Consider the following 14,685-nt stretch of genomic DNA (forward strand, 5'->3'; position numbering starts at 1 on the left):
AGTTCGGCGCCGTCACCACGGACCTAGTGCAGGTGACGTTCGTGTCCCGACTCACCCTTGTCCCCGACGGCCAGCAGCGCCAACAGCGCGACCACCACGCCCGTCGTCATCACGCCCGCGAGCGCCAACTCACCGTTGCCCAGCGCGCCGACGAGCGGCGCCACCGCGGCGCCGAGCCCGAACTGGGCGGCGCCGAGCGCGGCCGCCGCGGTACCGGCGGCATCGGGGTGACGGGCCAGTGCGACGGCGGGTGTGTTCGGAATCACGAGCCCCATCGCGGCCAGCATCGCCCACACCGGAATCAGGAAACCGGCCAGCCCGCCGACGTGCAGCGCCGCCAGCGCGACGAACGCGAGGCCGAACACCGACGCGGCCACCAGCGCGACCAGCGCGATCTTCTGTGGCTCGAACCGGCGCAGCAGTACGACGTTGAATTGGGTGGCACCGATGAGCGCGATCGCCCCGGCGGCGAACACCAGCGCGAAGGCCTGCTGGTCGAGGCCGTACCGCCCCTGCAGCACGAAGGCAGCACCGGCGATGTACGCGAACAGGCCCGACATGCCGAGGGCACCGACGAGGACCAGCACCACGAAGCGGATATCGCTCAGCACCTCGCCATACGTCCGCAGGATGGCCCGCAGTTGCAGCGGACGACGGTCGGCGACCGCGAGAGTCTCGGGCAGCGCCAGCACCGCCACCGCCAGGATCGCGCCGCCCAGTACGGCGAGCGCGGCGAACACCCAGTGCCACGAACCGCGCAGCAGCACCGCGGCGCCCAGCGACGGCGCCAAGACCGGCGCCACGCCCAGGACCAGGATCAGTCGCGACATCACGACGGCCGCGACCGACTCTTCGAACAGGTCACTCACCACCGCGATCGCCACCACCGAGGCCGCGGCGGCACCGACACCCTGCAGCGCGCGGGCGATGCCCAGCACTTCGATGTTCGGCGCGAACAGGCACAGCAGCGAAGCCGCCATGTGCAGGAGGATGCCGGCGACCAGGGGCCGCCGACGTCCCAGCGCGTCCGACAGCGGGCCGACGATCAGCTGACCGAGAGCCAGTCCACCGAGCGTGCCCGTCAGCGTCAGCTGCGCGACCGATGACGACAACCCCAGCTCAGAAGCTATCCGGGGCAGAGCGGGCAGGTACATGTCGATGGTCAGCGGGCCGAGCGCGACCAGCAGGCCGAGCACCACGATCATCCGGGTGCGGCTCGGCGCCGGACGGACGTCCGGAGCCCCGGCGGGCACGCCAGTGCCGGCCGCGTCGCCTACCGCTGTCAGATCCACAAGGGGCGATGCTGCCATGAATATGGTTAGCAATGCATACCGGTTTTTTCTTCCCGGCAAACCGGGCGGTCGCGCCACTGGCCCGGATGGCGCAGATGGCGCGGCCGGAGTGATCCGCGTTACCAGCTCAGCCGGTATGGGCACTCAGATGCCGCGCCGATCGTTGACCACGCGTTAGCCTGAATTCCTGAGCAAGAGATGGAGAGGCCGGCCGATGAGTGCTCGCTCCAGCATGAAGGGGCAGTTGCCTGTGAAGCATGACGCCCATGCCGAGAACCCTGGCGCCGCCGCCAAGGCGCTCTCGCGCATCCTCGAGGGCGGCGCCCGGGTGCAGGCGCCGGCCGTGGCCGCGTACGTGAACCGGTTGCGCGAGCACAACCCCGGTGCCACCCCGGCCGAGATCATCACCAGACTCGAGAAGCACTACCTGGCCGCGACCATGGCCAGCGGCGCCGCAGTCGGATCGGCCGCGGCCTTCCCCGGCATCGGCACCCTCGTGGCGATGTCGGCGGTCGCCGGCGAGACCGTGGTGTTCCTCGAAGCGACCGCGGTGTTCGCCCTGGCGGTGGCCGAGGTGCACGGCATCCCGGTCACCGAGCGGGAGCGTCGTCGCGCGCTGGTGCTCGCCGTTCTCGTCGGCGATGAGGGCAAGCACGCCATCGGGGACCTGCTCGGCACCGGCCGCACCAGCGGCGCGTGGCTCGCCGACGGCGCCGCCACGGTTCCGCTACCGGCTGTGTCGCAATTGAATTCGCGGCTGCTGAAGTTCTTCGTGAAGAAGTACACGCTCAAGCGCGGCGCCATCGCCTTCGGCAAGCTGCTGCCTGTCGGCGTCGGCGCGGTGATCGGCGGTGTCGGCAACCGGTTGATGAGCAAGAAGATCATCGAGAACGCCCGCACGGCCTTCGGGCCGCCGCCGGCGCGGTGGCGCCAGACGCTGCTCGTGCTGCCCGAGGCACGGGATAGCAAACTCTCCGCAGATTGATGCGCCAATAGGTGGGCTTCCGCCGTCCGCGGAATCGACCGACGGGTTAGCCTTAGGCGGCACGGGGGCGGGCGACCGCCGACACAACAGATGGCGGGTACGCCGGGCTGAGGTCCAGCGCTCGTCGGACAGAAGGAAACGAGGCGAATAGCGGCCGTGAGCACATCACCTTCACCATTCGGTCAGAACGAGTGGCTGGTCGAAGAGATGTATCGCAAATTCCGTGAGGACCCGTCCTCGGTGGACCCGAGTTGGCACGACTTCCTTCGTGACTACAACCCCGAAACCATAACGGACACAACGGATTCCGTACCCGTGGCAACGCCGGCCCCCGCTGCCGTGCCCGCGGCTCCGGCCCCGGCGGTCGCACCCGCCAAGGCCCCTGCCGCTCCCGCCGCAGCCCCTGCCGCTCCGACTGCGTCCGTCGCCGCGCCCGCCAAGGCCGCACCCGCCAAGGCCGCCGCCGGACCCGCACCCGCCGAGGACTCCGAGACGCAGACGCTGCGCGGCGCCGCGGCCGCCGTCGTCAAGAACATGAACGCGTCGCTGGACGTGCCGACCGCCACGAGCGTGCGCGCCATCCCCGCGAAGCTGATGATCGACAACCGCGTCGTCATCAACAACCATCTGAAGCGGACCCGCGGCGGCAAGATCAGCTTCACCCACCTGCTGGGCTACGCGATCGTCCAGGCGGTCAAGCAGTTCCCGAACATGAACCGGTACTTCGCCGAGGTGGACGGCAAGCCGACAGCGGTCACGCCGGCGCACACCAACCTCGGTCTGGCCATCGACCTGCAGAACAAGGACGGCTCGCGCCAGCTCGTCGTCGCGGCCATCAAGCGTTGCGAGACAATGCAATTCGGCCAGTTCATCGCCGCCTACGAGGACATCGTCCGGCGTGCCCGCGACGGAAAGCTGACCGCCGAGGACTTCAGCGGCGTCACCATCTCGCTGACCAACCCGGGCACCATCGGCACCGTGCACTCGGTGCCGCGCCTGATGCGCGGCCAGGGCGCCATCATCGGCGCCGGCGCCATGGAGTACCCGGCCGAGTTCCAGGGCGCGAGCCAAGAGCGCATCGCAGAGCTCGGCGTCGGCAAGCTCATCACGCTGACGTCGACCTACGACCACCGCATCATCCAGGGCGCCGAGTCCGGCGACTTCCTGCGCACCGTGCACCACCTGCTGCTCGACGACGCCTTCTTCGACGAGATCTTCCGCGAGCTGGGCATCCCCTACGAGCCGGTGCGCTGGCGGATCGACAACCCCGACTCGATCGCCCATAAGAACGCCCGCATCATCGAGCTGATCGCGGCCTACCGCAACCGCGGTCACCTGATGGCCGACATCGATCCGCTGCGCCTGGACAAGACCCGCTTCCGCAGCCACCCCGACCTCGACGTCAACACCCACGGCCTGACGCTGTGGGACCTGGACCGCGAGTTCAAGGTCGACGGTTTCGCCGGCAAACAGTTCATGAAGCTGCGCGACGTGCTGTCGGTGCTGCGCGACGCCTACTGCCGCCACGTCGGTGTCGAGTACACCCACATCCTCGAACCCGAGCAGCAGAAGTGGCTGCAGGAGCGCGTCGAGGTCAAGCACGACAAGCTGGCCGTCGGTGAGCAGAAGTACATCCTGTCCAAGCTCAACGCCGCCGAGGCCTTCGAGACCTTCCTGCACACCAAATACGTTGGGCAGAAGCGCTTCTCGCTGGAAGGCGCGGAGGCCGTCATTCCGATGATGGACGCCGCCATCGACCAGGCCGCCGAGCACGGACTCGACGAAGTGGTAATCGGCATGCCGCACCGCGGCCGGCTCAACGTGCTGGCCAACATCGTCGGCAAGCCGTACGCCAAGATCTTCAGCGAGTTCGAGGGCAACCTGAACCCGGCGCTGGCGCACGGCTCCGGCGACGTGAAGTACCACCTCGGCGCCACCGGCCATTACCTGCAGATGTTCGGCGACAACGAGATCGACGTGTCGCTGGTGGCCAACCCCAGCCACCTCGAAGCCGTCGACCCGGTGCTCGAGGGCCTGGTCCGGGCCAAGCAGGACCTGTTGGTCGGCGACGAACACGACGACAGCGACGCGCACGGCCGCTTCTCGATCATGCCGATGATGCTGCACGGCGACGCCGCGTTCGCCGGCCAGGGCGTGGTCGCCGAGACGCTGAACCTCGCGCTGCTCAAGGGCTACCGCACGGGCGGCACCATCCACATCATCGTGAACAACCAGATCGGGTTCACCACGGCGCCAACGGATTCGCGCTCCAGCGAGTACTGCACCGACGTGGCCAAGATGATCGGCGCCCCGATCTTCCACGTCAACGGCGACGACCCCGAGGCCTGCGCCTGGGTGGCCCGCCTGGCCGTCGACTTCCGCGAGGCGTTCAAGAAGGACGTCGTCATCGACATGCTGTGCTACCGCCGCCGCGGCCACAACGAGGGCGACGACCCGTCGATGACCCAGCCGTACATGTACGACGTCATCGACACCAAGCGCGGCGTCCGCAAGACCTACACCGAAGCCCTCATCGGCCGTGGTGACATCTCCATCAAAGAGGCCGAGGACGCCCTGCGCGACTACCAGGGTCAGCTGGAGCGGGTCTTCAACGAGGTCCGTGAGCTCGAGAAGCACGAGATCGAGCCCAGCGAGTCGGTGGAAACCGACCAGACCATCCCGCAGCGCCTGTTCACCGCGGTCGACAAGTCGCTGCTGGCCCGCATCGGCGACGCGCACCTGGCGGTGCCCGAGGGCTTCAACGTGCACCCGCGCGTCAAGCCGGTGCTGGAGAAGCGCCGCGAGATGGCATACGAAGGCAAGATCGACTGGGCGTTCGCCGAGCTGCTCGCCCTGGGCTCGATGGTCGCCGAGGGCCGGTTGATCCGGTTCTCCGGTCAGGACACCCAGCGCGGCACCTTCACCCAGCGGCACGCGGTCCTCATCGACCGCGTCACCGGCGAGGAGTTCACCCCGCTGCAGCTGCTGGCGACCAACACCGACGGCACCCCGACCGGCGGCAAGCTGCTGATCTACAACTCGGCACTGTCGGAGTTCGCGGCGGTCGGCTTCGAATACGGCTACTCGGTGGGCAACCCCGATGCCATGGTGCTGTGGGAAGCCCAGTTCGGTGACTTCGTCAACGGTGCGCAGTCGATCATCGACGAGTTCATCAGCTCCGGCGAGGCCAAGTGGGGCCAGCTCTCCGACGTCGTGCTGCTGCTGCCGCACGGCCACGAGGGCCAGGGCCCGGACCATACGTCGGGTCGCATCGAGCGGTTCCTGCAGGTGTGCGCCGAAGGTTCGATGACGGTCGCCATGCCGTCGACCCCGGCCAACTACTTCCACCTGCTCCGCAGGCACGGCCTCGACGGCATCCACCGGCCGCTGATCGTCTTCACCCCGAAGTCCATGCTGCGCAACAAGGCCGCGGTCAGCGACGTCAAGGACTTCACCGAGATCAAGTTCCGCTCGGTGCTCGAAGAGCCGACGTACGAAGACGGCATCGGCGACCGGTCGAAGGTCACCCGGGTGCTGCTCACCAGCGGCAAGCTGTACTACGAGCTGGTGGCCCGCAAGGCCAAGGAAAAGCGCGAGGACGTCGCGATCATCCGCATCGAGCAGCTGTACCCGCTGCCCAAGCGCCGGCTCAATGCCACGCTGGACCAGTACCCGAACGTGCAGCAGTACTTCTGGGTGCAGGAAGAGCCGGCCAACCAGGGCGCCTGGCCGACATTCGGTCTGAGCCTGCCCGAGCTGCTGCCCGAGAAGCTGACCGGCATCAAGCGCATCTCGCGCCGGGCCATGAGCGCGCCGTCGTCGGGCAGCTCGAAGGTGCACGCCATCGAGCAGCAGGCCATCATCGACGAGGCCTTCGCTCCTTAATCACCGAACGTGGGCTTGTGTGCGAACTTCCGGCGGAGTTTCGCACGCAAGCCCATTTTCGTGTGTTGGGTGTGTGCGCGTTTGTGTGCCAGGGCGGCGCCGGCCACTGCGACGCGGTCGGCGTCGAATCCCGCCGGCGGGCCGGACAGACCCAGCAGTGCCTGCAGCAGCGAGTCCTCGGCAGCGGCCAGCGTTCGGCGGGTGCTGCCGGACGGCCCGGACGGCTTGGTCGTCGGGTGCCCGGGCAGCCGCTGCAGGCCCGCGGCCCAGGGCCGAACCGCGTCGTCACCGACCCGTCCGACAGCCGACCTGATGGCGGCCAACTCCCGGGCCAGCACGCTGGGCGCCGGATAGGCGCCATCCCGTTCCAGCATGACGGCGGGCAACACCGTTCTGCGCGCGAGCTCAGCGAGCAGGTGCAGGATCGGTTCGGCCACATCGGCGGTGTGGGTGTCATGCCAGACGCCGTCGCGCAGGTCTCCCCCGGCGACGTGGACGTAGGCGATCCGCTCCAACGGCAGCGTGTCGAGCGCATCGAGCGGGTCAGCGCCGAAGTTGACGGCCGACGTGTACAGGTTGGCCACATCGAGCAGCAGGAGCGCGCCCGTGCGTTCGACGATCTCGCACAGGAACTGCGCCTCGGTGAACTCGTCGTCGGGCCAGGCCACGACGGATGCCACGTGTTCGAGGGCCAGCGGGACGGCGAGTGCATCCTGGGCGATCCGGACATTGGCCACGACGACGTCGAGCGCGGCCCGGCTGCGCGGTACGGGCAGGAGGTGGCCGGCTTCGCGGCCGCCTGCGCGCACGAAAGCGATGTGCTCGCTGACCAACGGGGCACCGAGGGCCGCCGCGCAGTCGCCGAGGTGCTTCAGCCGGCCGGATTCGGGCCGCTCCGCGCCTCCCAGCGACAGCGAAACTCCGTGCGGCACAACAGGAATTCCGCGGCCACGAATCGCCGCCAACGACTCCGGCAGGGCATCGGGCCGGATGCCCTCGGCGATCACCTCCATGAATTCGACACCGGGCAGTCGCTCGATGGTGAGGTCGATCTCGGGCCGCCAGCCGATACCAACGGCCGGCCCGGGGGCACCGGTGGTCATCCGCCGCACCCGCCGCATCCGCCACAACCACCGCCGCCGCAACCCCCACAGCTGGTGCCGCCACCGCAGCCACCGCCGCCTGCGACACCGGCGCTGCCGAGCAGCGACGTGCGCAGATCGTCATCGGTCAGTGCGGCGAAACCGAGCAGCGCGACGCCGACCACCTGCGCCTGGCGCAGGGCCTCGCTTTGTCCGGTGTCGGTCGCAGGCTCGTTCAGGCCCACGCCGGACTCGTACCGGTTCTTCATGCCCTGCAGCGCGAGCTGCCCCGCAGCCGACGGGCGGTGCGCCGCATCGGCAAGAAACGACTTCACCAGGGCGAGCGTCGACAGACCGGTGGCCACCAGGAAAACCGACAGCAGAATGACCTTGTGGTGCAGCTCGATGCCGTTGATCAGGCGGATCAGGCCGACGGCCCACACCGCGCACGGCAGCAGCACGCAGGCGCGCAGCACGCTGGTCGAGGCGCCGTCGAGAAGCAGGCCCCGCGCGCGCAACCGGTCACCGATCGCCATGACGTGCGGGTGCTTGCGCAGCCGCCTCATCGCGGCCTTCCGGCGGCGGGTCGTGGATACGCCGGCGGCGACGGCCGCATCCACGTCGTCGAGCGCGACGCCGGCGGGAAGTGTGAGCGCACCGCCGCGGGAAACCAGAAGCCGGTCACTCAAGGCCAGGTTCGCGATCGCCGCGCTGACGGTGCGGTCCGGGCCGCCGGCCAGGTACGCGGTCTCATACGGGTCCAGCAGCGGCCGCGGATTCTCCGCGTCGGCTTCCTCGTGGGTCAACACGGCCCGGAAGCCGTACATCAGCGCCAGCGCGAGCAGGTAGGTGACGAGATAGACGCCCAGAAACTGCGGTCCGGTCAGCGCCCATGATGCGGTCATCGGAATCAACTCCTTGCCATCGGGTCGAAGAAGCGGAGTGGTCAAGCGAGCGTCTCCGCAATGTCGGCGAGAAGCGACAAAATGCGCTTGCGGCGGCCGTTTCCTTGCATGATTCACAGATTGGGCGCCGCTGGTACCGTCGGGTACCATTGGAAACCGCACGCGTCCTGCGGCCCCCACCCGGTGCCATCCGACACCGGCGGTACCGGCTACTGTCGCTAGCAGCACGCGCATCGACCACAAGGGAGTGTTCATGGAGGGCTTCGCCGGGAAAGTCTGTGTCGTCACCGGAGCCGGATCGGGTATCGGTCAGGCCCTCGCCATCGAGCTCGCCCGCTCGGGCGCCAAGCTGGCGATCAGCGACGTCAACACCGAAGGCCTCGCCGAGACCGAGGAGCGGATCAAGGCCATCGGCGCCCCCGTCAAGGCCGACCGCCTCAACGTCACCGAGCGCGAAGCCTTCGCGCTCTATGCCGACGCCGTTGCCGAGCACTTCGGCAAGGTCAACCAGATCTACAACAACGCCGGCATCGCCTTCACCGGCGACATCGAGGTCAGCCAGTTCAAGGACATCGAACGGGTCATGGACGTCAACTTCTGGGGCGTCGTCAACGGCACCAAGGAATTCCTGCCGCACCTGATCGCCTCCGGCGACGGGCACGTCGTCAACGTCTCCAGTGTCTTCGGCCTTTTCGCCGTCCCCGGCCAGGCCGCCTACAACGCGTCCAAGTTCGCCGTCCGCGGCTTCACCGAGGCACTGCGCCAGGAGATGAAGCTCGCCGGCCACCCCGTCAAGGTCACCACGGTGCACCCCGGCGGCGTGAAGACCGGCATCGCCCGCAACTCCACCGCCGCCGAGGGCCTGGACGCGCAGGAGCTGGCCAAGACCTTCGACGCGAAGCTGGCCAAGACGACCCCCGAGCGCGCCGCCAAGATCATCCTCGAGGCGGTCCGCAAGGGCCACGCCCGAGTCCTCGTCGGCCCGGACGCCAAGCTGCTCGACGTGATCATCCGGGCCACCGGCTCGGGGGCCTACCAGGACCTGTTCTCACGGGTCACGTCCCGCCTCCTGCCGACGCGTTCGCACTGACGCCCACCACCACGAAAAAGGAGTGGTCATGGAGGGATTCGCCGGCAAGGTCTGTGTGATCACCGGAGCCGGGTCGGGTATCGGACAGGCCCTGGCCATCGAACTGGCGCGCTCGGGCGCCAAGCTGGCGATCAGCGACATCGACACCGAGGGCCTGGCGAAGACCGAGGAACAGGTCAAGGCCATCGGCGCCGAAGTGAAAGCCGACCGGCTGAACGTCGCCGAGCGGGAGGCCTTCGCGCTCTACGCCGACGAGGTGGCCAAGCACTTCGGCAAGGTCAACCAGATCTACAACAACGCCGGCATCGCCTTCACCGGCGATCTCGAGGTCAGCCAGTTCAAGGACATCGAGCGGGTCATGGACGTGGACTTCTGGGGCGTCGTCAACGGCACCAAGGTCTTCCTGCCGCACCTGATCGCCTCGGGCGACGGGCACGTCGTCAATGTCTCGAGCATCTTCGGCCTGTTCGCGGTGCCCAGCCAATCCGCTTACAATGCAGCAAAATTCGCCGTCCGCGGCTTCACCGAGGCGCTGCGCCAGGAGATGAAGCTCGCGGGGCATCCGGTGAAAGTCACCACGGTGCACCCCGGCGGCATCAAGACCAACATCGTGCGCAACTCGACCGCGGCCGCGGACATCGACTCCGCGGGCCTGAACAAGCTGTTCGACAAGGGCACCCTGACCACCCCGGAACGGGCCGCCAAGATCATCCTCGACGCGGTCCGCAAGGGTCACGCGCGGGTGCTGGTCGGGCCCGACGCCAAGATCATCGACGTGATCGTCCGCATCACCGGGTCTGGTGCCTACCAGGGCCTGTTCGCGGCCATCGCGGGACGAGTCCTGCCGAAACTCGGCTAGTGGTCCAGCGGGTGCTGGGCCAGCCACGCACCCGCCACCGCCGCCGGATCGGCGCCCTTGGCGACCTGACCGATCAGGTCGGTCAGCGTCGCGGTGTCGAGTTCGCCGGCAATTCCGTTGAGCGCCAACACCTGTTGCTCACCCAGAACGTTGCGCCGGTACAAGGGCACCACGTTCTCCGCGCGGATCAGCGCGGTCCGGTCGGTCAGCACCGTCACGCCCGACGGTGCCGCCGGCGCCGCGGTCGAGGTCCAGGCCACCGTCACCGCGCCGGCCTTGAGCGCTTCGAAAAGGGTTGCGGTGTCCTTGAATTCACGAGCGACCGGCAGGACACAGTCCCCCACGCGAGCTGGGTGCGCGTCGCCTGTCACCACGCCGACGGACAATCCGCCGCAATGCCCCGGCAGCGCCGCGACATCGCGCTTGCCCCACCGGTCCGCCGTCGCCGCGGTGACCGCGACGGCCGGCTTGTCCTGCGCTGACGCGGTGTAGTCGGCGGCGGCGACACCTTCCGGCAGCGCCGAGATCATCGACCGGTACACCTGCTCGTCGGCCCGTGCCGTGGCATGCGGGACGAACCGGGCGAGCAGTTCACCGGTCAGCCCCGGCGCCACCGTCACATCGGCGGAGTCAAGGGCCGCAACGGGATCCGGAACCAGGTGCACGCGGGTCGGAATACCGAAATATCCCAGCGCCGCCGAGTACAGATGAGCGAGCAGTTTCGACTCGCTCGTCGGCGCGGCACCGACGGTGACCGCCGGGGGCCCCGGCACGGATTGCCCGCTGCTGCAGCCCGCCGTCGCCGCGGTGAGCAGTGCGGCCAGCGCCACACCGCCCGCCGCGACCCGGCGGCTCATGGCGCTCAGGCTTGCGACGCGGCGGCCACTGCGGCTGCCACCGCCGGACCCACGCGCGGGTCGAGAGCGCTGGGCACGATGTAGTCGACCGTCAGGTCGTCGCCCACGACCGAGAAGATGGCTTCTGCGGCAGCCACTTTCATGGCCTCGGTGATACGGCGGGCACCGGCGTCCAGGGCGCCGCGGAACACGCCGGGGAACGCCAGCACATTGTTGATCTGGTTCGGGAAGTCGCTGCGCCCGGTCGCCACCACCGCGGCGTACTTGCGGGCCGCGTCGGGGTGGATCTCCGGGTCCGGGTTGGACAGCGCGAACACGATGCCCCCCGGCGCCATCGTGGCGATGAGCTCTTCGGGCACCAGACCGGCAGACACCCCGAGGAAGACGTCGGCGCCATCGAGCGCCTCGGCGACACCACCGGTGACGCCACGCGGGTTGGTGCGGCCGGCGAGCTCGGCCTTGAAGGAGTTGAGGTCGTTGCGACCGGAGTGCACGACGCCCTTGCTGTCGAGGACGATGATGTCGCGAATGCCGCTGGCCAGCATGATGTTGGTGCAGGCCACACCAGCCGCACCGGCACCGGACACAACGACCTTGAGGTTGTGCATGTCGCGCTCGAGCACCTTCGTGGCGCCCAGCAGCGCGGCGAGCACCACGATGGCGGTGCCGTGCTGGTCGTCATGCATGACCGGGCAGTCCAGCGCCTCGATGACGCGGCGCTCGATCTCGAAACATCGCGGCGCGGAGATGTCCTCCAGGTTGACTGCGCCGAACGTCGGACGCAGCCGGATCAGGGTCTCGACGATCTCGTCGGGATCCTTGGTGTCCAGCACGATCGGGATGGAGTCGAGGCCGCCGAAGGTCTTGAACAGGGCGCTCTTGCCCTCCATGACCGGCAGCGAGGCCGCCGGTCCGATGTCGCCGAGGCCGAGCACGGCGCTGCCGTCGCTGACGACGGCGACCAGGCGGTTGGCCCACGTGTACTTCTTGGCCAGGGTCGCGTCAGCCGCGATGGCACGGCTGACCTGCGCGACGCCCGGGGTGTAGGCGATCGACAACGCGCGCTGGGTATCCAGCGGCTCGTTGAGGGCTACGGAGAGCTTGCCCCCTTCGTGGGCGGCGAAAATCTCCGCGTCATCGATGACCACCTGGGGTGTGCGCACAGCGCCTGACTTATCTGACACCGCGTCAGGCTACTTCACTCAATTGTTACTCGCGGGTTCCGCGTAGCATTTGCGACTGGTCTATTGATCCACGAAGTCCGCCCCACGGGAGGTCAGCCGCATGCCCTCATTCCGCGCACTCCAACCGTCGAACTTCCGCCCGGTCCCGAAGAAGGCGTCCGTCGGCCCCGACGCCAGCTCCATCCATGTTCCGGTGGCCCGCGCCACCGTCGACTGCGGCGTCTACTCCATGGGCGAACGGATGCCCGGCAAGTACACCCACGGCGCCGCCGTCGCCAAGGTGCGCGAACTACGCGCGGCCGGCGCCGACGCCTTCGTGTGGATCGGGCTCCACGAGCCCGACCACCACCAGATGCAGGCCGTCGCCGACGTGTTCGGGCTGCACGAACTGGCCGTCGAGGACGCGGTCTGTGCCCATCAGCGGCCCAAGCTGGAACGGTACGACCAGACCCTGTTCCTGGTGCTCAAGACCGTCAGCTATGTCGCGCACGAGTCTGTGGCGAACGCCCGGGAGATCGTCGAGACCGGCGAGATCATGGTGTTCGTCGGGCCCGACTTCGTCGTCACCGTGCGGCACGGCGAGCACAGTGGGCTGGCGGGGGTGCGGCACCGGCTGGACGAGTCACCGAACATCCTCAAGCTCGGGCCCTACGCTGTCATGCACGCCATCGCCGATCATGTCGTGGACAGCTACCTCGAGGTCACCGCGCTGGTCGAGACCGACATCGACAACATCGAGCAGGCCGTCTTCTCGTCGCACACTCAGACCGACATCGAGAGCATCTACCTGCTCAAGCGTGAAGTCGTCGAACTGCGACACTCGGTGAACCCCCTGACGATGGCGCTACAGCGACTGCTGTCCGACCACAACGACCTGATCACCAAAGAAGTCCGCCGCTACATCCGGGACGTGCACGACCACAACAGCCAGGCCGCCGACCAGATCACCGGTTTCGACGACATGCTCAGCTCGCTGGTGCAAGCCGCACTGGGCAAGGTCGGGATGGAACAGAACGCGGACATGCGCAAGATCTCGGCCTGGGTCGCGATTGCCGCGATGCCCACCATGATCGCCGGCATCTACGGCATGAACTTCGACAATATGCCCGAATTACACTGGCATTACGGCTATTTCGCCGTTCTCACGGTGATGGTGCTGGTGTGCACGGGCCTGTACCGGACATTCCGCCGCAACCACTGGCTGTGACCTACTTCGGCCGGCGCGGCTTGGTTGCCTTCGGCGCATAGGTCCCGAGGTACGCGGTCAGCATGCTGCGTGCCTCGTCGATGGCGACGTCGTCGCCGCCGGGCGAACGCCGGAACGCAACGTCGAAGAGCCGGTTACCCGCCTCGAATGCCAACTGCACCACCAGTTCCGGGGTATCGGCCCGGACCAGTTTCTTGTCGACGAGCAATTGCCAGAACCGCCGCGCCTGGAATTCGTCGAACTCCAGGGCCAATTCGTTGAGGCCCGGGGTCCGGCTCGCGAACCACAGCTGAACGAAGTCGGGGTGCGCGCGAAAATAGATGAGGTACGGGTCGACGATCGCGTCAATCGCATCGCTGAGCGTGCGGAGCTTCGAATCGCTCACCGAAGCGGATATCTGGGCGTCGAGTTCACGGAGGTGACGCTGCGCGAGCGCCGCGTCGACCTGATGGCGGTCCGGGAAGTAGTGATACAGCGACGCAGTCGGGATCCCGGCGCGCTCCCCGATCGCCTTCAGGGTGGCAGCTTCGTAGCCCTGCTCGGTCAGCAGAGCCTCGGCCGCGTCGAGGATGGCCTGCACGCGTTCGATGCCGCGGCGCTGCACCGCCGTCGGCAGTGCCGGCGTCCCGTTATCGAACACGATTCGAGACTTTATCAACCGCGACTTGCCCCGCTGCCGTTCGTTCGTTGCTCTCGTGCAGAAGGCGATAGCCGTAGTAGTACGCGACCATCTGGGACGCCCACGTGGTCAGGGCCAGGATGTAGAAGATCGTGTGGTGCGCATCGTCCCCGGGAATGCGGTAGAAGTCGTACGTCCCGGCGATCACTGCCGCCGCAATGGTCACGGCCGCAACGGTTATCGCGGTGCCACGCGCACCGATGCGCCACACCCGCCAGGCGAAATACAGCAGGAACACAGTGGTGAGCGCGTTCACCGCGACATAGAAAATCGCCGCGGCCAGGTCCAGATCGGCAGCGAAGAACGACATCACCAAACCACCCGCGATGGCGAGCCCGAAGGCGCCGACGTCGACGGCTATCGACGGCGTGAAGCGGTGCGTGACCTTCATCAGACCCAGAACGAGAATGAGCGTGATTCCGACCGAACGGGAGAACGCATCGAGGAAGAAGGCCAAGTGGAACATCGGGCTCGTTTCATCGGCACCGACGAGCCCGTAGACGAGGAAATTGGTTCCAGAACTCGCCACGATGATCCACTCGAGGCCGAGCAGATAGTTCCGGTAGTTGCGAATGAACTTCCAGCCGTACGTGAAACCGGCGAAAATCATGAACAGGTCGGCGAGCGCGTAGAGCGCGGTCTTCACGTCCATCGTCAGCA

General features: G+C 67.7%; 12 protein-coding genes. 5 read left to right on the forward strand and 7 right to left on the reverse strand.

Annotated elements, in window-relative coordinates:
- Positions 1 to 23 precede the first annotated feature (23 nt).
- The gene (locus QRN63_RS22800) at positions 24 to 1,310 is read right to left on the reverse strand and encodes a Bcr/CflA family efflux MFS transporter (RefSeq protein WP_502888178.1); all 1,287 of its coding nucleotides are present in this window, start codon (positions 1,308 to 1,310) and stop codon (positions 24 to 26) included.
- Between the two features lie 196 nt (positions 1,311 to 1,506).
- On the opposite strand from QRN63_RS22800, the gene QRN63_RS22805 reads away from it, so the two are divergent.
- Entirely contained in the window at positions 1,507 to 2,277 is a 771-nt protein-coding gene (locus QRN63_RS22805; protein WP_267315246.1) for a hypothetical protein, read from the forward strand.
- Between the two features lie 156 nt (positions 2,278 to 2,433).
- Positions 2,434 to 6,162, forward strand: a complete 3,729-nt coding sequence (locus QRN63_RS22810; RefSeq protein ID WP_285032822.1) for a multifunctional oxoglutarate decarboxylase/oxoglutarate dehydrogenase thiamine pyrophosphate-binding subunit/dihydrolipoyllysine-residue succinyltransferase subunit — start codon at positions 2,434 to 2,436, stop codon at positions 6,160 to 6,162.
- Here the strand turns inward: QRN63_RS22810 and QRN63_RS22815 are convergent.
- The gene (locus QRN63_RS22815; protein ID WP_285032823.1) at positions 6,159 to 7,265 is read right to left on the reverse strand and encodes an MbnB/TglH/ChrH family RiPP precursor modification enzyme; all 1,107 of its coding nucleotides are present in this window, start codon (positions 7,263 to 7,265) and stop codon (positions 6,159 to 6,161) included. The two genes, QRN63_RS22810 and QRN63_RS22815, sit on opposite strands and share 4 nt — an antisense overlap.
- Positions 7,262 to 8,149 carry a TIGR04222 domain-containing membrane protein gene (locus QRN63_RS22820; RefSeq protein WP_285032824.1) on the reverse strand — a complete coding sequence of 296 codons (888 nt, stop codon included), beginning with the start codon at positions 8,147 to 8,149 and terminating at the stop codon, positions 7,262 to 7,264. The genes QRN63_RS22815 and QRN63_RS22820 overlap by 4 nt, the downstream gene beginning before the upstream one ends.
- Positions 8,150 to 8,402: 253 nt before the next feature.
- Between QRN63_RS22820 and QRN63_RS22825 the strand changes: the two genes are divergently transcribed.
- Together QRN63_RS22825 and QRN63_RS22830 are read left to right on the forward strand one after the other, a co-directional pair.
- Entirely contained in the window at positions 8,403 to 9,239 is an 837-nt protein-coding gene (locus QRN63_RS22825; protein WP_267315250.1) for an SDR family NAD(P)-dependent oxidoreductase, read from the forward strand.
- 28 nt (positions 9,240 to 9,267) lie between these two features.
- The gene (locus QRN63_RS22830) at positions 9,268 to 10,098 is read left to right on the forward strand and encodes an SDR family NAD(P)-dependent oxidoreductase (RefSeq protein WP_267315251.1); all 831 of its coding nucleotides are present in this window, start codon (positions 9,268 to 9,270) and stop codon (positions 10,096 to 10,098) included.
- Here QRN63_RS22830 and QRN63_RS22835 read toward each other — a convergent pair.
- Together QRN63_RS22835 and QRN63_RS22840 are read right to left on the reverse strand one after the other, a co-directional pair.
- Positions 10,095 to 10,955, reverse strand: a complete 861-nt coding sequence (locus QRN63_RS22835) for a glycine betaine ABC transporter substrate-binding protein (protein ID WP_267315252.1) — start codon at positions 10,953 to 10,955, stop codon at positions 10,095 to 10,097. The genes QRN63_RS22830 and QRN63_RS22835 overlap by 4 nt on opposite strands.
- A gap of 5 nt (positions 10,956 to 10,960) precedes the next feature.
- Complete coding sequence (locus tag QRN63_RS22840; protein WP_267316596.1) at positions 10,961 to 12,103, reverse strand: NAD(P)-dependent malic enzyme; 1,143 nt, start codon at positions 12,101 to 12,103, stop codon at positions 10,961 to 10,963.
- A 136-nt stretch (positions 12,104 to 12,239) separates the two neighbouring features.
- Between QRN63_RS22840 and corA the strand changes: the two genes are divergently transcribed.
- The gene (corA, locus tag QRN63_RS22845; protein ID WP_267315253.1) at positions 12,240 to 13,346 is read left to right on the forward strand and encodes a magnesium/cobalt transporter CorA; all 1,107 of its coding nucleotides are present in this window, start codon (positions 12,240 to 12,242) and stop codon (positions 13,344 to 13,346) included.
- A 1-nt stretch (position 13,347) separates the two neighbouring features.
- Here corA and QRN63_RS22850 read toward each other — a convergent pair whose 3' ends face one another.
- The gene (locus tag QRN63_RS22850) at positions 13,348 to 13,986 is read right to left on the reverse strand and encodes a TetR/AcrR family transcriptional regulator (RefSeq protein WP_267315254.1); all 639 of its coding nucleotides are present in this window, start codon (positions 13,984 to 13,986) and stop codon (positions 13,348 to 13,350) included.
- Positions 13,976 to 14,677 (reverse strand): transporter, encoded by a 702-nt coding sequence (locus QRN63_RS22855; RefSeq protein ID WP_285032825.1) that lies wholly within the window; start codon positions 14,675 to 14,677, stop codon positions 13,976 to 13,978. Before QRN63_RS22855 ends, QRN63_RS22850 begins: the two co-directional genes overlap by 11 nt.
- Positions 14,678 to 14,685 lie beyond the last annotated feature (8 nt).

The sequence above is a fragment of the Mycolicibacterium sp. lyk4-40-TYG-92 genome, assembly GCF_030209435.1.
Taxonomy (GTDB): Bacteria; Actinomycetota; Actinomycetes; order Mycobacteriales; family Mycobacteriaceae; genus Mycobacterium.